At 70.1% G+C, this 21,993-nt stretch carries 15 protein-coding genes; 1 reads left to right on the forward strand and 14 read right to left on the reverse strand.

Annotation, left to right across the window (positions count from 1 at the left end; genetic code table 11):
* Positions 1 to 126: 126 nt before the first annotated feature.
* Positions 127 to 1,839: an ABC transporter family substrate-binding protein gene (locus A6F73_RS13045; RefSeq protein WP_063347952.1), complete on the forward strand. Its 1,713-nt coding sequence runs from the start codon at positions 127 to 129 to the stop codon at positions 1,837 to 1,839.
* Between the two features lie 23 nt (positions 1,840 to 1,862).
* On the opposite strand, the gene A6F73_RS13050 is transcribed toward A6F73_RS13045, so the two are convergent.
* The 14 genes from A6F73_RS13050 to A6F73_RS13115 form a co-directional block, all read right to left on the reverse strand.
* A complete protein-coding gene (locus A6F73_RS13050) occupies positions 1,863 to 2,912 on the reverse strand; it encodes an ABC transporter ATP-binding protein (protein ID WP_063347953.1) in 1,050 nt (349 codons plus the stop codon).
* A gap of 158 nt (positions 2,913 to 3,070) precedes the next feature.
* A complete protein-coding gene (locus A6F73_RS13055; protein WP_079135646.1) occupies positions 3,071 to 4,255 on the reverse strand; it encodes a dipeptide ABC transporter ATP-binding protein in 1,185 nt (394 codons plus the stop codon).
* Positions 4,245 to 5,297, reverse strand: coding sequence for an ABC transporter ATP-binding protein (locus tag A6F73_RS13060; RefSeq protein ID WP_063347954.1), 1,053 nt, complete (start codon positions 5,295 to 5,297; stop codon positions 4,245 to 4,247). The genes A6F73_RS13055 and A6F73_RS13060 overlap by 11 nt, the downstream gene beginning before the upstream one ends.
* Positions 5,298 to 5,313: 16 nt before the next feature.
* Positions 5,314 to 6,228 carry an ABC transporter permease gene (locus A6F73_RS13065; protein WP_063351165.1) on the reverse strand — a complete coding sequence of 305 codons (915 nt, stop codon included), beginning with the start codon at positions 6,226 to 6,228 and terminating at the stop codon, positions 5,314 to 5,316.
* Positions 6,229 to 6,304: 76 nt separating this feature from the next.
* A complete protein-coding gene (locus A6F73_RS13070; RefSeq protein ID WP_063347955.1) occupies positions 6,305 to 7,231 on the reverse strand; it encodes an ABC transporter permease in 927 nt (308 codons plus the stop codon).
* Positions 7,232 to 7,348: 117 nt separating this feature from the next.
* Complete coding sequence (locus A6F73_RS13075; RefSeq protein WP_063347956.1) at positions 7,349 to 8,971, reverse strand: ABC transporter substrate-binding protein; 1,623 nt, start codon at positions 8,969 to 8,971, stop codon at positions 7,349 to 7,351.
* 172 nt (positions 8,972 to 9,143) lie between these two features.
* The gene (locus A6F73_RS13080; RefSeq protein WP_063347957.1) at positions 9,144 to 10,160 is read right to left on the reverse strand and encodes a dipeptide ABC transporter ATP-binding protein; all 1,017 of its coding nucleotides are present in this window, start codon (positions 10,158 to 10,160) and stop codon (positions 9,144 to 9,146) included.
* A complete protein-coding gene (locus A6F73_RS13085) occupies positions 10,153 to 11,205 on the reverse strand; it encodes an ABC transporter ATP-binding protein (protein ID WP_063347958.1) in 1,053 nt (350 codons plus the stop codon). The genes A6F73_RS13080 and A6F73_RS13085 overlap by 8 nt, the downstream gene beginning before the upstream one ends.
* A gap of 19 nt (positions 11,206 to 11,224) precedes the next feature.
* Positions 11,225 to 12,169, reverse strand: a complete 945-nt coding sequence (locus tag A6F73_RS13090) for an ABC transporter permease (RefSeq protein WP_063347959.1) — start codon at positions 12,167 to 12,169, stop codon at positions 11,225 to 11,227.
* Positions 12,162 to 13,088 (reverse strand): ABC transporter permease, encoded by a 927-nt coding sequence (locus tag A6F73_RS13095; RefSeq protein WP_063347960.1) that lies wholly within the window; start codon positions 13,086 to 13,088, stop codon positions 12,162 to 12,164. Before A6F73_RS13095 ends, A6F73_RS13090 begins: the two co-directional genes overlap by 8 nt.
* 140 nt (positions 13,089 to 13,228) lie before the next feature.
* Complete coding sequence (locus A6F73_RS13100; RefSeq protein ID WP_063347961.1) at positions 13,229 to 14,866, reverse strand: ABC transporter substrate-binding protein; 1,638 nt, start codon at positions 14,864 to 14,866, stop codon at positions 13,229 to 13,231.
* A 429-nt stretch (positions 14,867 to 15,295) separates the two neighbouring features.
* Positions 15,296 to 17,200 carry a translational GTPase TypA gene (typA, locus tag A6F73_RS13105; RefSeq protein WP_063347962.1) on the reverse strand — a complete coding sequence of 635 codons (1,905 nt, stop codon included), beginning with the start codon at positions 17,198 to 17,200 and terminating at the stop codon, positions 15,296 to 15,298.
* A 272-nt stretch (positions 17,201 to 17,472) separates the two neighbouring features.
* A complete protein-coding gene (locus A6F73_RS13110) occupies positions 17,473 to 19,320 on the reverse strand; it encodes an ABC transporter family substrate-binding protein (RefSeq protein WP_159398442.1) in 1,848 nt (615 codons plus the stop codon).
* A gap of 103 nt (positions 19,321 to 19,423) precedes the next feature.
* Positions 19,424 to 21,919, reverse strand: a complete 2,496-nt coding sequence (locus tag A6F73_RS13115; RefSeq protein ID WP_063351166.1) for a SpoIIE family protein phosphatase — start codon at positions 21,917 to 21,919, stop codon at positions 19,424 to 19,426.
* Positions 21,920 to 21,993: the final 74 nt, after the last annotated feature.

Genomic DNA, 21,993 nt, shown 5'->3' on the forward strand with positions numbered 1-21,993 from the left:
CCGCACCGATCGGGGGGCGGGCCGGCATCCGGCCCGCCCCTCGACAACTCCCCCTCCCGGTCAGCAAGATGTGACGCCACACCTTCCGCCACACCTTCCGCCACAGCCACCTCGGGGAGCACGCCGATGAGCCGCCGCCTCCAGCACCGGACGGCCCTGCTCGCCGGTCTCACCGCCCTGTCGCTCTCACTGACGCTCTGTTCGTGCGCCTCCGGCCAGGGCGGCGCCGCCGCGGACGGGCCGTCCGCCACCGGGGCCCCCAAGCTCACCTCGATCGACGTCAACCCGCGCGAGCGCTCCCAGCTGCGCCAGGGCGGCACCCTGCACCTGGCGATCGCCCAGTTCTCCCGCCAGTGGTCGCCGATCCAGACCGACGGCAGCGAGTCCTCGACGATCAGCGTCAGCAAGCCGCTGCTGCCGACCTTCTTCCGCTCCGACGCGGCCGGCACCCAGACCGTCAACCCGGCCTACCTGCAAGACGCCCACGCGGAGCTGCGGGACGGCCGGCAGGTCGTCGTCTGGACGCTCAACCCGAAGGCCCACTGGTCCGACGGCACCCCGATCACCTGGCGCGACCTCGAAGCCAACTGGCGCGCGCTGAACGGGAAGGACCCGGCCTACCGGCCCGCCAGCAACACCGGCTTCGAACAGGTCTCCTCGGTCGAGCGGGGCAAGGACGACTTCCAGGCGGTGATGACCTTCGACCGGCCGTTCTCCGAGTGGCAGTCGATGTTCAACGGCGCCGCCAACGCCCCGCTGCTGCCCGCGAGCCGGCTCGCCACCCCGGAGCTGTTCAACTCCGCCTACCTGGACGCGATCCCGGTCACCGCCGGCCCGTTCAAGGTCGAACGGCTGGACCGCGCCGCCCAGACCATCACCCTGGTCGCCGACCCCGCCTGGTGGGGCGACAAGCCGATGCTGGACCGGATCGTCTTCCACGCCATGCTGCCCAACGCCATGGCCCCCGCCTTCGCCAAGGGCGAGATCGACCTCTTCAACAACGGCCCGGACGTCGCCGGCTACCAGACCATCAAGAGCACCAAGGGCGCCGCCGTCCGCCGGGCCGGCGGGCCCGACTTCCGCCAGCTCACCCTCAACGCCCGCACCCCGGCGCTCAGCGACGCGACCGTCCGCCAGGCCATCTTCCAGGCCATCAACCGGGACGCCGTCATCCGCTCCGACCTGAACGGCCTGGACTGGCCCGCCGCCCCGCTCAACAACCACCTGCTGGTCGCCAACCAGAACGCCTACCGGGACAACTCCCTCGGCCTCAGCCGCTACGACCCCGCCGAGGCCGCCCGCAAGCTGGACGCGGCCGGCTGGCGGCTCGACGGCGACGTCCGCAAGCGCAACGGCCGCGAGCTGAACCTGCGGATGGTCATCCCGGCCGGCGTCACCCAGGCGCAGAGCGAGGCCGACAGCGCCACCAGGACGCTCAAGGACATCGGCATCAAGGTCACCACGGTCACCGCCGCCGCCAACGAGTTCTTCGACAAGTACGTCAACCGCGGCGACTTCGACATCACCGCCTATTCGCTGCTCGGCACGCCCTTCCCGGCCAGCGGCAACCGCGCCGACTTCGTCCAGAACGGCGGCACCAACCACGTCGGCGCGGGCAGCCCGGCGGTGGACGCCGCCCTCGACCGGGCCGCCGCCGCACCCGACGCGGCCACCGCCTCCGAGGCGATCAACCAGGCCGACGGCGAGCTGTGGAAGGTGGCCGGCGTGCTGCCGCTCTACCAGCGCCCGCAGCTGTACGGCGCCCGCGCCAACCTCGCCAACATCGGCGCCCAGGGGCTGTCCGACATCGTCTGGGAGAACGTCGGCTTCGAGCGGTAGGCGGCGGCGACGCCCCGGCGCCCTCAGCCGTGCAGGGTCTCCCGCCAGAAGTGGCAGGCGCTGCGACGGCCCGGCAGTTCGGCGCCCTCGGCGTCCACCACCGGTACCAGCGGCGGGAGTTCGCTCAGGCAGCGGTCCTGCACCCGGTTGCAGCGCGGGTTGAACGCGCAGCCCTGCGGGACCTCCAGGAGGCTGGGCGGCAGGCCCTTGATGGCGTGGAGGTTCTGCCCCTTCTGGTCCAGCCGGGGGATCGAGTCGAGCAGGCCCCGGGTGTACGGGTGGGCGGGGCGCGCGTACAGGTCGCGCACCGGGGCCGTCTCGACGATCCGGCCCGCGTACATCACCGCGATCGTGTCCGCGACGTCGGCGACCACGCCGAGGTCGTGGGTGATCAGGATCAGCCCCATGTGGAACTCGTGCTGCAACTCGGCCAGCAGGTCCATCACCTGGGCCTGCACGGTGACGTCCAGCGCGGTGGTCGGCTCGTCCGCGATGATCAGGTCCGGCTCCATGGAGAGCGCCATGGCGATCATGATGCGCTGGCGCATGCCGCCGGAGAACTGGTGCGGGTAGTCGCCGACGCGCTGCCTGGCCGCCGGGATCCGCACCCGGTCCATCAGCTCGATGGCCCTCTCCCTGGCCTCCTTGCGGCTGGCGCCGCGGTGCACCTGGAACATCTCGCCGAGCTGGTAGCCCACGCTGAGCACCGGGTTGAGCGAGGACAGCGCGTCCTGGAAGATCATCGCGATCTTCTGGCCCCGGACGAACCGCCGGGCCTTGGAGCCCATGGTCAGCAGGTCCTCGCCGCGGTAGAGGATCCGCCCGCCGGTGATCCGCCCGGGCGGCACGTCCAGGATGCCCATGATCGCCTGCGCGGTCACCGACTTGCCCGAACCGGACTCGCCCAGCACCGCCAGCGTCTCCCCGGCCGACACCGAGTAGCTCACCCCGTTGACGGCCCTGGCCACGCCGTCCCGGGTACGGAACTCGACGTGCAGGTCGTCGACCTCCAGCAGCGGGGTCCCGGGCACCAGGTCCTCCCGACCGCCGCCGATCACCTCCACCATGTCCATCCGAGCAGCCCTCCCCCAGCGCGGCAGCGAGCACCTATACGCGCAGAGCAACTATCAACGACCCGACCCCACTTGCGGAATTGCGCGGCACGTCTCTTTTCCATCACAAGAAAGGGCGCACCCCCGGTGCGGGGGCGCGCCCTGGATCCCGCGAGCCGCTAACCGGGCCCGGCATCCCCCTGCCCAGCCTCGCGCTCCGCAGCGCCCTGCCCGACCTCGCGCTCCGCCGCGCCCTGCCCGATCTCGCGCTCCGCCGCACTCTGCCCAATCTCGCGCTCCGCAGCGAAGTGACACGCCGAGTCGTGCCGGGCCGCCCCGCCCAGCCAGGACGGCGAGGCGAGCAGCGGGATCTCGGCCGCGCAGCGGTCCTGCGCCTTCCAGCAGCGGGTGCGGAAGCGGCAGCCGGACGGCGGGTTGGCCGGCGAGGGCACGTCCCCGGTGAGCACGATCCGGTCCCGCGACTCCCGGGCCGTCGGGTCCGGCACGGGGACGGCGGAGAGCAGCGCCTGGGTGTACGGGTGGGTGGCGTGGTCGTAGATCTCGGCATCGCTGCCGATCTCGACCATCTTGCCGAGGTACATCACGCCTACGCGGTCGGAGATGTGCCGGACGATGGAGAGGTCGTGCGCGATGAACATGTACGAGAGGTTGAACTCGCCCTGCAGCTTGTCCAGCAGGTTGATCACCTGCGCCTGGACGGACACGTCCAGCGCGGAGACCGGCTCGTCGCAGATGATGATCTCGGGCTTGAGCGCGAGACCGCGGGCGATGCCGATGCGTTGGCGTTGCCCGCCGGAGAACTGGTGCGGGTAGCGGTTGATGTACTCCGGGTTGAGCCCGACCACGTCCAGCAGGTCCTGGACGGCCTTGCGGCGGTCGCCCTTGGGCGCCACCTCGGGGTGGATCTCGAACGGCTCCCCGATGATGTCGCCGACCGTCATGCGCGGGTTCAGCGAGGTGTACGGGTCCTGGAACACCATCTGGATGTTGCGGCGGACGGCCTTCAGCGCCGCCCCGGACAGCCGGGAGATCTCCTCTCCCTTGTAGCGGACCGATCCCCCGGTGGCCGGCTCCAGGTTCATCAGCACCTTGGCCAGCGTGGACTTGCCGCAGCCGGACTCGCCGACGACGCCCAGCGTCTCGCCCTGCCTCAGGTCGAAGGAGACCCCGTCGACGGCCTTCACGGCGCCGACCTGCTTCCTGAACAGCACGCCCTTGGTCAGCGGGAAGTGCTTGACCAGGTCCCGGACTTCGAGGATCGGCTCGCCGCGCGGCACCTCCTGGGCGAAGGCGTCCTTCTCCGGCACCGCGGCGCCCAGTGCGCTGGACCCGTTAGCGGCCATGGAGGGTCTCCTTCCAGAAGAAGCAGGCGCTGCCCCGCCCGGCCAGCGGGGCGCCGTCGTCCTCGGCGACCGGGTACAGCTCCGGCACCTCGGCCCGGCAGCGGTCCTGCGCCCGCGGGCAGCGCGGGTTGAAGGCGCAGCCCTGGGGGATCCGCAGCAGGTTGGGCGGCAGGCCCTTGATGGCGTAGAGCTCCTGGCCCTTCTGGTCCAGCCGCGGGATGGAGTCCAGCAGGCCGCGGGTGTACGGGTGCGCGGGGCGCGCGTACAGGTCGTGCACCGGGGCGGTCTCGACGATCCGGCCGGCGTACATCACGGCGATCTTGTCGGCGACGTCGGCGACCACGCCGAGGTCGTGGGTGATCAGGATCAGGCCCATGTGGAACTCCGCCTGGAGCTCCGCGAGCAGGTCCATCACCTGGGCCTGCACGGTGACGTCCAGCGCGGTGGTGGGCTCGTCCGCGATGATCAGGTCCGGTTCCAGGGCCAGCGCCATGGCGATCATGATGCGCTGGCGCATGCCGCCGGAGAACTGGTGCGGGTAGTCGTTCACCCGCTGCTTGGCCGCCGGGATGCGCACCCGCTCCATCAGCTCGACGGCCTTCTCCTTGGCCTCCTTGCGGGACGCCCCCCGGTGGGCCCGGAACATCTCGCCGAGCTGGAAGCCCACCGTCAGCACGGGGTTGAGCGAGGACAGCGCGTCCTGGAAGATCATCGCGATCTTCTGGCCGCGGATCCTGCGCCGCTCCTCGTTGCCCATCTTCAGCATGTCCCGGCCGCGGAAGCGGATCTCCCCGCGCGGGATCCGGGCCGGCGGCATGTCCAGGATGCCCATGATCGCCTGCGCGGTCACCGACTTGCCCGAACCGGACTCGCCCAGCACCGCGAGCGTCTCCCCCGCCCGGACGCTGTAGTCGACCCCGTTGACCGCCTTGGCCACGCCGTCCCGGGTGACGAACTCGACGTGCAGGTCGCGGACGTCGAGCAGCGGCCCCTCGTACGACGCGGCCCGCTCGGACCTGGTGGCGTCCACGGCTGTACTCACGTTGCGCTCCCCTCGCTCAGCGAAGCTTCGGGTCGAGGGCGTCGCGCACCGCGTCGCCCAGCATGATGAAGGCCAGCACGGTGACGGAGAGCGCCACCGCCGGGAAGAACAGCACGTACGGCGCCGTCCGGATCACCTTCTGGGCGGAGGAGATGTCGATGCCCCAGGAGATGGTCGGGTCCTGCAGACCGATGCCGAGGAAGCTCAGCGTCGCCTCGGTGGCGATGTAGCCGCCGAGCGCGATGGTGGCGACGACGATCACGGGGGCGATGGCGTTCGGCAGGATGTGCCGGAACATCAGCCGCCCCGTCCCGGCGCCGAGCGCCCGGCCGGCCACCACGTAGTCGGACTGTTTGACGGTCAGCACGGCGCCGCGCATGACGCGGGCGATCTGGGTCCAGCCGAGGAAGGCCAGCGCGATGACCACGCTCCACACCGTGCGGGTGGTGAAGGCGTTCAGCAGCACCAGGGCGCCGAGCAGCAGCGGGAGGCCGAAGAAGATGTCGGTGATCCGGGAGATCACCGCGTCGACGGCGCCGCCAAAATAGCCGGCGACCATGCCGGCCAGTCCGCCGAGCACGGTGACCGCCAGGGTCACGCAGATGCCGACGGTGATCGAGGCCCGGGCGCCGTACACCACCCGGGCGTAGATCGACCGGCCCTGCCCGTCGTAGCCGAACCAGCCGGCGCCGAAGAAGTCCGTCCAGTCCGGCCGTCTGAGGTAGTCGTGGATCAGGTCGGCCTTGCGCGGGTCGGCGTCGGTGAACGCCCAGGGGAAGATCGCCATGACGACCAGCAGCAGGATCAGCACGGCGGAGATCAGGAAGATCGGCCGCCGGCGCAGGTCCCGCCAGGCGTCGCCCCAGAGGCTGCGGGCCTCCTCCCGCTTGGCCGGGTCGGGCTCGACCAGGGTCTCCTGCTCGACCGCCATGCCCTGCTCCCCGGCGTAGTCGAGGTGTGAGACCCCGGGCTTGGGGTGCGGCTCGTAGGAGTTCTCGTCGTGGATGTCAGGCATAGCGGATCCTCGGGTCCAGGACCGCGTAGAGCAGGTCGACGAGCAGGCTGGCGACGAGGTAGACGATCACCAGGACGGTCACGATGCCGACCACGGTGGGGCCTTCCTTCTGGTTGATCGCCCGGTACAGGACGTTGCCGACGCCCTGCACGTTGAAGATGCCCTCGGTGACGATCGCCCCGCCCATCAGGGCGCCGAGGTCGGTGCCGAGGAAGGTGACCACCGGGATCAGCGAGTTGCGCAGCAGGTGGCGGGAGATGACGGTCCGCCGGGGCAGGCCCTTGGCGACCGCCGTGCGGATGTAGTCGGCCCGCAGGTTCTCGCCGATGGACGTCCGGGTGAGCCGGGCGACGTACGCGAGCGAGAGCGAGCCCAGCACGATCGCGGGCAGGATCAGCTGGGAGAGGTCGGTGGAGTCCTGCACCGTCGGGGTGACCCAGCCGAGGTTGGTGGCGAAGATCGTCTGCGCGATGTAGGCCAGCACGAAGACCGGGATCGAGATCACCACCAGGGTGAGGATCAGCACCAGGGTGTCCTGGATGCTGCCGCGCCGGAGGCCGGAGGCCATGCCGAGGGCGAGGCCGAGGACCACTTCGAAGACGAAGGCCATCAGCGCGAGCCGGATGGTGACCGGGAAGGCGGTCGCCATGATCTCGGAGACGGGACGGCCGGTGAAGCTCGTCCCGAAGTCCCCCTGGAAGAGGTTCCCCATGTAGTGCAGGTACTGCTTCCAGACCGGCTGGTCCAGGAAGTACTTGTGCTTGATGCTGGCCACGATGGCCGGGTCGGCGGCCTTCTCGCCGAACAGCGCCGACACCGGGTCGCCCGGCAGCGTGTAGACCATCAGGAAGATCAGCAGCGTGGTGCCAAAGAACACCGGGATCATCTGCAGCACCCGCCGCAGCACGTAACTGCCCATCCGAGCCTCCTTCCTAGACGTGCCCTGGGTGCACGGCCGGCCGGGGACGGTCGGCCGGGAGGGCCGGGCCCCGTCCTCCGTGCGGGAAGGGCGGGGCCGGCGCGAGGGGTCGGGGGATCAGCCCTTGACCTCGACCTGGGTCCAGGCCGGGTTGCCGAAGGAGTCGAACTTCACGTTCTGCACCTTGGTCGAGTAACCCGAGTTGGTGCGGTAGTACCAGAGCGGGATGGCCGGCATCCCGCTCGGCAGCACCGCCTCGGCCTGCTGGTAGCCGGTCACCGTGTCGGCGACGCTGGCGGCCTCGTCGGCCTTGGTGGCCGCCTGGTCGAACTGCGGGTTGCTGTAGCCGAAGTCGTTGGACGCGGCGCCGGTGCGGTACACGTCGGACAGGAAGTTGGCGTTCAGCGGGTAGTCCTGCACCCAGCCGGTGCGGAAGGCGCCGTTGACCTGGTGCCCGGTGATCGCGGCGCGCGCGGTCTTGAAGTCGGGCTTCGGGTCGCCGAGGCACTCGACGCCGGTGCTCTGCCGGATCGAGTTGCAGACCGCGTCGACCCACTCCTTGTGGCCGCCGTCGGAGTTGTAGGTGATCAGCAGCTTGTTGCCGGGGACGCCGCCGCCGTCGCTGATCAGCTGCTTGGCCTTCGCCGGATCGAACTTGCAGAAGTCGCCGCAGGCGCCGTCCTTGTAGCCCTCGACGCCCTCGGCCACCCAGGCGGTGGCCGGCTTGCGGGAGTTCTGCAGCACCGTCTTGGTGATGGTGTCGCGGTCGATCGCCATGGACAGGCCCTGGCGCACCTTGGCCTTGTCGGGCGCGGCCCAGTCGGCCTGGTAGAGGGTGAAGCCGATGTTCTGGATGGCGCCCTGCGGGGCGTCGATCGCCCGGTCGCCGAGGTCGCTCTTGTACGTCGCCAGCGCGGACGGCGGCACCTGGTCCATCACGTCCAGGTTGCTGGACTGGAGGTCGGCGTAGGCGGCCTCGGACGTGGTGTACATCTTGAAGACGATGCCGCCGTTCTTCGGCTTGTCGACGCCCTGGTAGTCCGGGAAGGCCTTGGTGACGACCTCGGAGTTGTGGTTCCAACTGACGAACTGGTAGGGGCCGTTGCCCACCGGCTTCTGCCCGTACCCGGTCGGGTCGTTGAAGAAGGCGTCCGGCAGCGGGGAGAAGGCGATGTAGCCGAGCTTGTACTCGAAGTACGAGACCTTGTTGCTGAGCTTGACGGTGAAGTGCAGGTCGTCGACCACGGTCAGGCCGGACATCTTGGTCGCGGTCGGCTGGCCGCTGACGGGGTGGACGTTCTGGTAGCCCTCGATGTCGGAGAACCAGGAGCTGTTGATCTGGTTGTTGCTGGTGGTCGCGCTCCAGTTCCAGGAGTCCACGAAGTTCTTGGCGTGCACCGGCGTGCCGTCGTGGAACTTCCAGCCGTCCTTCAGCGTGACGTCGAAGGTCTGGGAGTCACTGGTGTCGATCTTGTCGGCGACCTGCATCCGGATCTTGGCGGTGGCGGGGTCGTAGTCGACCAGCCCCTTGAAGAGGTTCTGGATGATGCGACCACCGCCGACCTCGTTCGCGTTGGCGGGCTGCAGCGGGTTCTGCGGCTCACTGCTCTGGTAGCTGAAGCTCTTGCTGCTGTCCGGCGAGCTGTTGCTGCTTGCGCCGCCGCCGCTGCACCCGGTGGCCACCAGGGCCACGGATGTCGCAGCGGCGAGGACCCAGCGAGCACGGGCGGCTACGGGCATGGTGGTCCCTCCTCGTGGTGTGTGTCGCATCACACCCCATGAGAAGCGCGCCCGGTCGACGGCGCGAGTCGAATGCACCCGGACGGGTGCGTTGAGCGCCCCGTGAGTTGACGGAACGACGGAAGGGCCCGCGGCGCGAAGCCACGGGCCCTTCCGGGGATGCCACGGGGAGTCAGGCGGCGGCCGGCTCCCGGACCTCGGCGAAGTGACAGGCCGAGTCGTGCGCGGCCGGGCCCTTCAGCACCGAGGGCACCGCGAGCAGCGGGATCTCCTCGGCGCAGCGGTCCTCCGCCTTCCAGCAGCGGGTGCGGAAGCGGCAGCCGGACGGCGGGTTGGCCGGCGAGGGGATGTCACCGGTCAGGATGATCCGATCGCGGTTCTCGCGCGCCGTCGGGTCCGGCACCGGCACCGCGGAGAGCAGCGCCTGGGTGTACGGGTGGGTGGCGTTCTCGTAGATCTGCTCGTCGGTGCCGATCTCGACCATCTTGCCGAGGTACATCACGCCGACGCGGTCGGAGATGTGCCGGACGATGGAGAGGTCGTGCGCGATGAACATGTACGACAGGCCGAAGTCGCCCTGCAGCTTCTCCAGCAGGTTGATCACCTGCGCCTGGACGGACACGTCCAGGGCGGAGACCGGCTCGTCGCAGATGATGATCTCGGGCTTGAGCGCGAGACCGCGGGCGATGCCGATGCGCTGGCGCTGGCCGCCGGAGAACTGGTGCGGGTACCGGTTGATGTACTCCGGGTTCAGACCCACGACGTCCAGCAGGTCCTGGACGGCCTTGCGGCGGTCGCCCTTGGGCGCCACCTCGGGGTGGATCTCGAACGGCTCCCCGATGATGTCGCCGACCGTCATGCGCGGGTTCAGCGAGGTGTACGGGTCCTGGAACACCATCTGGATGTTCCGGCGGACGGCCTTGAGGGCCTGGCCGGACAGCTTGGAGATGTCCTCGCCCTTGAACAGCACCTGGCCGGAGGTGGCCCGCTCCAGGTTCATCAGCACCTTGGCCAGCGTGGACTTGCCACAGCCGGACTCGCCGACGATGCCGAGCGTCTCGCCCTTCGCCAGCTCGAAGGAGATGCCGTCGACCGCCTTGACCGCGCCGACCTGCTTCTTGAAGAGGATGCCCTGGCTCAGCGGGTAGTGCTTGACCAGGTCCCTGACCTCCAGGATGGGCTCAGCCATGGAGGGTCTCCTTCCAGAGGTGGCACGCGCTGCGGCGGCCGGTGAGCTCCTTGCCGTCCTTGTCCGCCACCTGGTGCAGCGCCGGGATCTCCGTGCGGCACAGGTCGGTGGCGACGTCACAGCGGGGGTTGAACGCGCAGCCGGCCGGGACCTTCAGCAGGTTCGGGGGCAGGCCCTTGATCGCGTACAGCTCCTGGCCCTTCTGGTCCAGGCGCGGGATGGAGCGGAGCAGGCCCTTGGTGTACGGGTGCGCCGGGTTGGCGTACAGGTCGTGCACCGGGGCGGTCTCGACGATCCGGCCGGCGTACATCACGGCGATCTTGTCCGCGACGTCGGCGACCACGCCGAGGTCGTGGGTGATCAGGATCAGGCCCATGTTGTACTCGGCCTGGAGCTCCGCGAGCAGGTCCATCACCTGGGCCTGGACGGTGACGTCCAGGGCGGTGGTGGGCTCGTCCGCGATGATCAGGTCGGGCTGCATGGAGAGCGCCATGGCGATCATGATGCGCTGGCGCATGCCGCCGGAGAACTGGTGCGGGTAGTCGCCGACGCGCTGCCTGGCGGCCGGGATGCGCACCCGGTCCATCAGCTCGATGGCCTTCTCCTTGGCGTCCTTCTTGGAAGCGCCCTGGTGCACCCGGAACATCTCGCCGAGCTGGTAGCCCACGCTGAGCACGGGGTTGAGCGAGGACAGCGCGTCCTGGAAGATCATCGCGATCTTCTGGCCGCGGATCCTGCGCCGCTCCTCGTTGCCCATCTTGAGCATGTCCTGGCCGCGGTACAGGATCTCGCCCTGCGTCACCTTGCCGGGCGGCATGTCCAGGATGCCCATGATGGTCTGGGCGGTCACGGACTTGCCGGAGCCGGACTCTCCGAGCACGGCGAGCGTCTCGCCCGCCGCGACGGAGTAGTTGACGCCGTTCACGGCCTTCGCGATGCCGTCCCGGGTGTGGAACTCCACGTGGAGGTTCTTGACCTCCAGCAGCGGGGTGCCAACTTCGAGTCGGCCGCTCTTCTGGTTGTTGTTCTCGATCACGGTGGTCATCGGGTCGTCACCTCTTCTCTCAGCGGAGCTTCGGGTCGAGGGCGTCGCGCACCGCGTCGCCGAGCATGATGAAGGCCAGAACCGTGAGGCTCAGCATTCCGGCGGGGAAGAACAGGGCGAACGGAGCGGTCCGGATCACCTTCTGGGCGGTGTTGATGTCGATGCCCCAGGAGATGGTCGGGTCCTGCAGACCGATGCCGAGGAAGCTCAGCGTCGCCTCGGTGGCGATGTAGCCGCCGAGCGCGATGGTGGCGACGACGATCACGGGGGCGACCGCGTTCGGCAGGATGTGCTTCCACAGGATCCGGCTGGTGCCGGCGCCGAGCGCCTTGGCCGCCGTCACGAAGTCGGCCTGCTTGATGGTGATGACCGAACCGCGCATGACACGGGTCATCTGGGTCCAGCCCAGGGCGACCAGTGCGAACACCACGCTCCAGATGGTGCGCGAGGTGAAGGCGTTGAGGATCACCAGGGCGCCGAGCAGCAGCGGGATGCCGAAGAAGATGTCGGTGACCCGGGAGATGATCGTGTCGACCCAGCCACCGAAGTAGCCGGCCAGCATGCCGGTGATGCTGCCGAGGATGGTCACACCCGCGGTGACGCAGATGCCGACGACGACCGAGGCACGGGCCCCGTAGATCACCCGGGCGTAGATGCTGCGGCCCTGGAGGTCGTAGCCGAACCAGTCGGCCTGGAAGAAGTGGCTGTAGTTCGGCTTCGTCAGGTAGTGCGCGCGCAGGTCGCCTGCGCGCGGGTCCGCCGAAGTGAACAGCCCGGGGGCGATCGCGATGACGATCAGCAGCAGGATCAGCAGCGCGGAGATCACGAAGATCGGCTTGCGGCGCAGGTCGTGCCAGGCGTCGGAGCCGAGGCTGCGGGCCTTCTCGGGCTTGGCCGCCGCGGTGTCGGCGGCGCGCTGGGCCGGGATCTCCTCGGCCGTCTTCTTCTCGGTCAGGTCAGGCATAACGGATCCTCGGGTCCAGGACCGCGTAAAGCAGGTCGACGATCAGGCCGGCGGCCAGGTACACGAGCACCAGGAAGGCCACGAAGCCGGAGACGGTCGTGCCCTCCTTCAGGTTGATCGCGTGGAAGAGCGCGTTACCGACACCCTTGACGTTGAAGATGCCCTCGGTGACGATCGCGCCGCCCATCAGGGCGCCGAGGTCGGTGCCGAGGAAGGTGACCACCGGGATCATCGAGTTGCGGAGCAGGTGGGTGCCGATCACCTTGCGCCGCGGCAGGCCCTTGGCCACCGCGGTGCGGACGTAGTCGGCCTTGATGTTCTCGGCTATGGAAGTACGGGTGAGGCGCGCCACGTACGCCAGCGACAGCGAGCCGAGCACGATGGCCGGCAGCATCAGCTGGGTGATGTCGTTCGAGTCCTGGACGGTCGGCGTGACCCACTTCAGGTCGTCCGCGAAGACCGTCTGGAAGATGAAGCCGAGCACCGGAACCGGGATCGAGATCAGCAGCAGGGTCATGACCAGGGTGCCCTTGTCGAACGCCTTGCCCCGGCGAAGACCGGCGAACAGGCCGACAGAGACGCCCAGCACGATCTCGATGATGAAGGCCAGCAGCGCCAGCCGGACCGTGACCGGCAGCGCCTCGGTGATCACATCGAGCACCGGCCGTCCGGCCAGGGTGGTTCCGAAGTCACCGGTGAGCAGTTTCCCCATGTAATCGACGTACTGCTCGTACCACGGCTTGTCGAAGCCCATCTGGTGGGTCAGTGCGGCGAGCTGGGCCGGGTCCGGCGCCTTGTCGCCCCACATCGCGGCCACCGGGTCACCCGGCAGCAAGTGCACCATGACAAAGATGAGCAAGGTCGTTCCGAAGAAGACCGGGATCATCTGGAGCAGTCGCCTCGCGACAAAGCGCCCCATCGTGCCTCCATGTATGACTCTGCCGGGCCCGTCATCCCGGCCAGAGATAAGTCGGCGTGCCAACGGCCGGTGCCAGTCCTCGCCCTTGTGGGGATGGACGGGCACCGGCCGTTGTCACCGGGTCAGGCGGTGCCGACCGATTACTTCTTCTTGACCTCGACGTCGGTGTAGACCGGGTTGCCGAAGGAGTCGAACTTCACGTTCTGGACGTTGTTGGACCAGCCGGAGCTGGTCTTGTAGTACCAGAGCGGGATGGCCGGCATGTCCTTGGCCAGGACGGCCTCGGCCTGCTGGTAGAGCTCCGCGGTCTTCTCGACCGAGGTGGCCGCGTCGGCCTCCTTGGAGAGCTTGTCGAACTCCGGGCTGGAGTAGCCGGCGTCGTTCGCGGCGGCACCGGTGCCGTAGACGTCGCGCAGGAAGTTCGCGTTCAGCGGGTAGTCCTGCACCCAGCCGGTACGCATCATGCTCGACACCTGACGCTTGGTCACCAGGTCGCGCGAGGTCTTGAAGTCGGGCTTCGGGTCACCGAGGCACTCGACGCCGGTGGCCTGGCGGATCGAGTTGCAGACCGCGTCGACCCACTCCTTGTGACCGCCATCGGAGTTGTACAGGATGGTGATCTTGTTACCGGGGACACCGTTGCCCTCGGCGATGAGCTGCTTGGCCTTCGCCGGGTCGTACTTGCAGGCGTCGCCGCAGCTGCCGGCCTTGAAGCCCATGACGCCGGGCGCCACGAACGCGTCGGCGGGCTGACGCGTGCCGTTCAGCACGGTCTTGGTGATGGTGTCACGGTCGATGGCCATCGACAGGCCCTGGCGGACCTTGGCCTTCTCCGGAGCGTTCCACTCGGCGTTGTACAGCGCGAAGGAGATGTTCTGGATGGCGCCCTGCGGCTGGTCGACCGCGCGCTTGCCCAGGTCGTCCTTGTACTTGGGCAGGTCGGTCGAGTCGACCTGGTCCAGGACGTCGAGGGTGTCCGACATCAGGTCCTTGTACGCGGCCTCACCGGAGGTGTAGTTCCGGAAGACGATGCCGCCGTTCTTGGCCTTGTTGACGCCCGCGTACTTGTCGTAGGCGGCCAGGGTGATGGCCTTGTTGTGCTCCCACGAGACGAACTTGTACGGGCCGTTGCCGACCGGCTTCTGGCCGTAGCCCGCCGGGTCGGAGAAGAACCCGGTCGGCAGCGGGTAGAAGGCCGAGTAGCCGAGCTTGTACGTGAAGTACGAGACCGGGCTGGTCAGCTCGATGGTGAAGTGCGTGTCGTCGACGACCTTCAGACCGGACATGGTGTCGGCGGTCGGGTCACCCTTCTCCGGGTGAACGGCGTCGTAGCCGACGATGTCGGAGAACCAGTCCGAGTTGATCTGGTTGTTCTTGGTGTTCGCCGACCAGTTCCAGGAGTCCACGAAGGACTTGGCCGTCACCGGGGTGCCGTCGTGGAAAGTCCAACCGGACTTCAGCGTGACGGTGTAGCTCTTGGAGTCAGTGGTCTCGATCTTGTCGGCCACCTGGTTACGCAGGGCGCCGGTGGCGGGGTCGTAGTCGACAAGGCCCTGGAAGAGCTGCTTGACGATGCGGCCGCCCTGGTTCTCCATGGCGTTGGCCGGCTGCAGCGGACGCTGCGGCTCGCCGCTCTGGTAGCTGAACACGCCCTGGGCGTTGACCGCAGCGCCATCGGAGCTGCTCCCACCGGTGGAACCGCCACTGCTACAAGCAGTCGCGGCGAGGGCGACCGCAACAGCTGCGACAACCCACTTGGCCTGGCTCCCACCACGCATCGGTGTGCCTCCTGAATTCGACGTTGCAACGAGGAGGGCACTGCGGACGGGTGTTACCTGGCCCGCTGTGCCGTCCGCGCTCGTGGTTTCGGCGCGCACCCCTGCGCGTCACCCTTGACCCGAGCCTGACTGCACCCACTATCCGTCACGCACGGACACGAAAGTGACCAGTGACGATCTCAATTAGGTCACATGAACAGTCGGTAAGTTTCGAAAACCGGACATAAGAGACATAGCCAGACAGGCACCAAACGGACAGTCGTCATGAATGACGAACTGTCACGTTCGCTCAGCGGACACCTGGGAGTGATGAGCGCTATTCCGTTAATACGCCCGTCGACAACTTGGAGTAGTTGAAAAAGTTCGCCCCCCTCTCCATGGGAAAGGGGGGCGAAGCATTCCGGCCAAAGGCCGGTCAAGCCGTCCGGATCACGCCTTCTTGGCGCGCGAGGCGGTGCGGCCGCGGTCCTTCGCGTCGAGGACGACCTTACGGATGCGAACCGTCTCCGGGGTCACCTCGATGCACTCGTCCTCGCGGCAGAACTCCAGCGACTGCTCCAGCGAGAGCTTGCGCGGCGGGACGATCGACTCGGCCACGTCTGCGTTCGAGGAACGCATGTTGGTGAGCTTCTTCTCCTTGGTGATGTTGACGTCCATGTCGTCGGCGCGCGAGTTCTCGCCGACGATCATGCCCTCGTACACCTCGGTGCCCGGCTCGCAGAAGAGCACGCCGCGCTCCTGGAGGTTGGTCATCGCGAAGGCGGTGACCACACCGGACCGGTCGGCGACCAGCGAACCGTTGTTACGGGTCGTCAGGGTGCCGAACCACGGCTCGTGGCCCTCGTGGATCGAGTGCGCGATGCCGGTGCCGCGGGTGCTGGTGAGGAACTCGGTCCGGAAACCGATCAGACCGCGGGACGGGACGACGAACTCCATCCGGACCCAGCCCGAGCCGTGGTTGGACATGTTGTCCATCCGGCCCTTGCGGACGCCCATGAGCTGCGTGACCGCGCCCATGTGCTCCTCCGGCACGTCCACCGTGAGGCGCTCGACCGGCTCGTGGGTCTTGCCGTTGACCTGCTTGGTGACGACCTGCGGCTTGCCGACGGTCAGCTCGAAGCCCTCGCGGCGCATGGTCTCGATCAGGATGGCCAGCGCCAGCTCACCACGGCCCTGCACCTCCCAGGCGTCCGGGCGCTCGGTCTCCAGGACGCGCAGCGAGACGTTACCGATCAGCTCGCGGTCCAGGCGATCCTTCACCTGGCGGGCGGTGACCTTGCGGTCCACCTTGCCGCTGGACTTCGCGTCCGCGCCCTTGCCGCTGCCGCCACGGCCGACCAGCGGCGAGGTGTTGGTGCCGATGGTCATCGAGATGGCCGGCTCGTCCACCGTGATCAGCGGCAGCGCGATCGGGTTCTCCGGGTCGGCGAGGGTCTCGCCGATCATGATCTCGGAGATGCCGGCGACGGCGCAGATGTCACCCGGGCCCGCCACCTCGGCCGGCTTGCGGGTGAGCGCCTCGGTCATCAGCAGCTCCGAGATGCGGACGCTGGAGATGGTGCCGTCGCGCTTGATCCAGGCCACGGTCTGGCCCTTGCGCAGCTCGCCCTGCTCGACGCGCAGCAGCGCGATGCGGCCGAGGAAGTTGTCGGCGTCGAGGTTGGTGACGTGGGCCTGGAGCGGCGCGTCGGCCTCGTACGTCGGGGCCGGGACGTGCTCCAGCAGGGTGGAGAAGAACGGCTCCAGGCTGGTGCTGTCGGCCGGGACGGTGCCGTTCTCCGGCTTGGTCAGCGAGGCGACGCCGTCACGGGCACAGGCGTAGACGATCGGGAACTCGATCTGGTCCTCGTCCGCGTCCAGGTCCAGGAACAGGTCGTAGGTCTCGTTGATGACCTCGTCGATCCGGGAGTCCGGGCGGTCCGTCTTGTTGATGCAGAGGATGACGGGCAGCCGGGCGGTGAGCGCCTTGCGGAGCACGAAGCGCGTCTGCGGCAGCGGGCCCTCGGAGGCGTCGACCAGCAGGACGACGGCGTCCACCATCGACAGACCGCGCTCGACCTCGCCACCGAAGTCGGCGTGGCCCGGGGTGTCGATGATGTTGATGGTGATCGGCGCGCCACCATCCTTCGGGTGGTACTTGACGGCGGTGTTCTTCGCGAGAATGGTGATGCCCTTCTCGCGCTCCAGGTCGTTCGAGTCCATCATCCGGTCGTCGAGGTGCTGGTGGGCGGCGAAGGCGCCGGCCTGCTTCAGCATGGCGTCGACCAGAGTGGTCTTGCCGTGGTCGACGTGGGCGACGATAGCGACGTTGCGGATGTCGTTGCGCGTGGGCATGCCTAGCTGATTCTCCTGGAATCGTGGGTTGCGGCGCCCGGCCGCGAGACGCCGACCAGCGATCCCTTTGGATCGCCGCCGCCCGTTCCGCCTGCTACTACCGGTCCACCCGCCGTGGCAACGGACATGCCTCGGCTTCCTCCTATCGTACGGGGAAGCGCCCAGGTGAGCAGAAACGGGCAGGTCGGGCGGGATCAAGATCACAGACAGGTCACCCGTTCGTCACCCGGTGTTCGCTCTCCGACCGGCTCCGACGGGCCCGGGGGAGGGGCTCAACCGCTCCACCCCACGTCCTGGAAGCGCGGCCAGCCGTACCCCCAGACCCCGGCGCCCGCGACGCCCGCCCGGACGCCGACCAGCTCGGGCCGCTGGTAGAGCGGCACCGAGTGGCCGAGCTGCCAGATCCGCACGTCCGCCTCCTGGAGCAGGCCGAGCCGGGCGGCCGGGTCGAGCTCGGCGGTGGCGCGGTCGAAGAGCCGGTCGATCTCCTCGGTTCCGCTGCGGGCGTAGTTGCTGCCGAGGTCGAGGGTGCCGTCGGCGTCGGGCCGGGGCTTGGCGTAGACGGGCCGCTGCTCGCTCGCCGGGCTGGTGCCGGCGGGCCAGGAGAACAGGGCGAGGTCGTACTCCCCGGCGGCCAACTGGTCCTGGACGAAGGTGTCGGCGGACGCCGTCACGGCCTTCACCTCGACACCGGACTCGCCGAGGTCGGCGGTGAGCGCGTCGGCGGTCCGCTTGGCGGTCGCGGAGCCGGCCGGGACGAGCAGGGTGAGGGTGAGCTCCTTGTCGTCCTTGGTGCGGGTGCCGCCGGTGTCGGGCCGCTTCCAGCCCGCCTCGTCGAACAGCCGGGCGGCGTCGGCCGGGCCGGCGGCCGCACTGTTGTCGCGGTAGCCGTCCTGGTCGCCGGCGAGCAGGTGGCTGCCCAGCGGGGCGCCGGGCAGGCCGAGCGGGGTGAGCGCGGCGTCGGCGATCCGCCGCCGGTCGACGGCGCGGGTCAGGGCGAGCCGCAGGGCCGGGTCGGCGAGCGGGCCGTGGGCGGAGTTGAGGGTGAGCTGGGTGAGCGAGGCGCCGACGGCCCGGTGCACGATGACGCCGTGCAGTCCCTCGGCCCGCCGCAGGGCCAGCGCCGCGGCCTCGGGTGCGGCGCCCGGGGGCGCGGCCTCGGCGGTCGGCGTGCCGGAGGCGGCCGGGGTGTCGGTCGGCGCGGCGGAGGCGGTGGGCGTGGCGGAGGCGGCCGGAGCGGGCGCGGGCACCGCCTGGTCCACCGCTGCGGTGAGCGGGGCGATGTCCAGCCGGTTCTGGTCGAGCGCGTCCAGCCGGCCCTCCGGCGGCGCGGCGATGAACTCGATCCGGTCGGTCTTCGGCTGGTCCCCCCACCACCGCGGGTTGCGGGCGAGGACGACCTGCCCGCCCGCGGCGTCGTACCCGGAGACGGTGTACGGCCCGGCGCTCAGGTGCTCGCCGCCGGTCAGCGCCCGGTTGAACGCGGCCGGGGTGGCCGTCTCGGCCGCCGGGTAGAGCGGGCCGAACAGCGAGCGCCATTCGGCGTACGGGCGCCGGAAGGTCACCCGGACTTCGTGCGGGTCGGCGCCCTGGGCGATCGCCTCGATGGCGTCGTACCCGGCCGGGCGGCCGCCCTGGTAGGCCGGGTCGAGGCCGGAGAGGGCGGCCCGCTGGGCGGTCAGGTCGGCCGCCGTGAGCGGGCTGCCGTCGCTCCAGACCGCGCGCGGGTTGAGCCGGTAGGTGACGACCTGCGGCTGCTTCCCGGGCGGGGTGGACTCGGCGCCGACCAGGTAGTCCGGGTCGGGGACGAGCCGGCCGTGCCCGTCGGGCCGGAACAGCGAGGGGTAGAGGGCGTGCGCGAGCAGTGCCGAGTCGGCGGTCGCCTCGCCCTGGTAGACGTTGAGCGTGGCCGGGACGCCGTCCACGGCCCAGCGCAGCTTGCCGCCGCCCCGGACGGCGGTGCGGTCGGCGGTCCGGACGTCCCCGGTGCCGGAGGTGGGGTCGGCCGAGGCCGGCGCGGGGTCGGGGGTACGGGCCGGATCCGGGCCGTCGGAGCAGCCGCCGAGGCCGGCGGCGAGCAGCAGCGCGACGGCTGCGGTGGTGAGCTGGCGGACGCGCATGGCGGCCATGGAACGCCGTCCGGGTGCCCGGGCCCGGGCCGACACGGCGGACCGCCCGCCGACTGCACCCGGACGGCCGAACCGCCGAGGGCCTCCAGCCGCCCTAGAGCCCCAGCTCGAACCAGACGATCTTGCCCTTGGGCGTCCGCCGGCTGCCCCAGCGCTCGGCCAGCAGGCTGACCAGTTGCAGGCCGCGCCCGCCCTCGTCGGTCTCCTGGGCGCGCCGCTGCCTGGGCTGGGCGTAGCCGTCGTCCCAGACCTCGCAGACCAGGCCGCGATCGCGCAGCAGCCGCAGCCGGATCTCGCCCCGGCCGTGCTTGAGCGCGTTGGTGACCAGTTCGCTGACCAGCAGCTCGGTGGTGTCCACGAGCTCCTCCAGGCCGCGGGTCAGCAGCCAGCTGCAGGCCAGCTCGCGGGCCTTGGCGACGGAGGTGGGCTCGGGCGGCAGGAACCAGTTGCCGACGGCGTCCTCGGGGAAGGCGTGCACCTTGGCCATCAGCAGGGCGATGTCGTCCTCGCCGTGGTGCGGGTTGAGCTCGCCGAGGACGTGCTCGCAGAGTTCTTCGAGGCCCTTGCCCTTGGCCGACAGCGCGGTGCGGAAGCCGCGCAGGCCCTCGTCCAGCTGGTGCTTGCGGCTCTCCACCAGGCCGTCGGTGTAGAGGCCGAGGATGGCGCCGTCCGGGAGGGTCAGCTCGACCTCCTCGAAGGGCTCGCCGCCGACGCCGAGCGGCAGACCGGGCGGGACGTCGAGCATCCGGGCGGGTTCGCCGGGGCTGAGCAGGACGGGCGGCAGGTGGCCGGCGTTGGCGATCCAGCAGCGCCGGGTGACGGCGTCGTAGACCGCGTAGACGCAGGTGGCCAGGTAGACCTCGCGGGCCTCCTCGTCGGCGGCGGAGGTGAGCCGGCCGTACGGGGTGGGCGGGCCGGCCGCCACGGTGTCGCCGCCGAGGCCGCGGGCGATCTCGTCGAGGGCGGTGAGCACCTCGCCGGGCTCCAGGTCGAGCATGGCGAGGGTGCGGACGGCGGTGCGCAGCTGGCCCATGGCGACGGCGGCGCGCAGGCCGCGCCCCATCACGTCGCCGATGACCAGGGCGGTGCGGTTGCCGGGCAGCGGGATGACGTCGAACCAGTCGCCGCCGACCTCGGTGTTGTTGTTGCTGGGCAGGTAGCGGCAGGCGATCTCCAGGCCGCTGGCGGCCGGGTTGCCCGGGGGCAGCAGGCTGCGCTGGAGGATCAGGGCGCGCTCGTGCTCGCGGCGGTAGAGCCGGGCGTTGTCGATGCAGACGGCGGCGCGGGCGACGAGTTCCTCGGCGATGGCGACGTCGCGGGCGTCGAAGGGCTCGCTGCCGATCGCACGGGAGAGCTGGACGAGGCCGAGCACCTGGTCGCGGGCGACCAGCGGGACGATCAGGGTGGAGCGCAGCAGCGGGTCGGGCCCGGGCTCGGGGACGACGCTGCGGCCGGTGCGCAGCGCCCGGGCGTGCGGGGAGCGTCGCGGGTAACAGAGGGTGCCGCCGGCCTCGGCGATGGGCAGGCCGGTGACCGAGCCGAGCACCGAGGAGGCGCCGCCGATGACGCTGGAGACGGCGACCCGGCGCAGTTCGCCGCTGCCGTCGGTGAGCACGGTGTCGCCGAGCCGGCCGGCGCTGGGCACGGTCTCGCCGGAGAGCAGCGCGGTGTACAGGTCGACGGTGGCGAGGTCGCAGAACGGCGGGACGACGACGTCGAGCAGTTCCTTGGCGGTGGTCTCCAGGTCGAGGGTGGAGCCGATGTGCGCGCTGGCCTCGTTGAGCAGGGCGAGGTTGCGGCGGACGCCGTCGGCCTCGCGCTCGGCGACGTGCCGGCTGGTGACGTCGGAGACCTGCCCGGCGAGGCCGATCGGCTGTCCGGCCGCGCCGTTGAGGCGGTACAGCGAGACGGCCCAGAGCCGGTTGCCCTCGCGGGTGGGGACGGCGCCGTGGAAGCGCAGGTCGAAGACGGGCTCGCCGGTGGCGAGGACCTTGCGCAGGGCGGCGGTGAGGCGGTCGGCCTCGGACGGCGGGAAGAGGTCGTGCGGGGTGAGGCCTTCGAGGTCGGTGGGGGCCAGGCCCATGCCGGAGGCGAAGGCGTCGTTGACCCGCTGGAGGCGCAGCCGGTCGTCGAAGAGGATGAAGCCGGTGGGTGTCTGCCCGAAGACGGCCTCGGAGGCGGCGAGGTCGGTCTCGACCCGGCGCAGTCGGCCGAGGTCGACGGCCAGGCAGGTGGCGCCGGCGGTGGGCAGGGCGCTGTCGGGCATCAGGTAGAGCTCGGCGAGGCCCTCGCCGCCGGCGGCGTCCCGGTAGGGGGCGGTGCCGACCCACTCCTCGCCGGCCAGGGCGCGTTCCAGCCGCGCGCGGCCGCGCTGCCAGAGTTCGCGGGGGACGAAGGTGGTGATCGGGTCGGCGCCGACGGCGTCGGGGGCGGGGACGCCGAAGAACTCGGCGGCGCGCTCGCTCCACTGGCTGATCCGGCCGTCGGGGCCGATGGTGAAGGTGGCGACCCGGATGTAGTCGTAGATCGACCCGGGGCCGCCCGCGCCCCACGGGTGGTCCGCGGCCCCGGGGTGGTGACCGAGGCCCACGGGGCCGGCGCCGGGCGGGTCCGCCGGTACGGGCAGGTGCGGTGAACCGGCCTGCCCGGGCACGACAGCATGAC

This window comes from Streptomyces sp. MJM8645 (assembly GCF_001625365.1).
In the GTDB taxonomy this organism is placed as follows: Bacteria; Actinomycetota; Actinomycetes; order Streptomycetales; family Streptomycetaceae; genus Kitasatospora.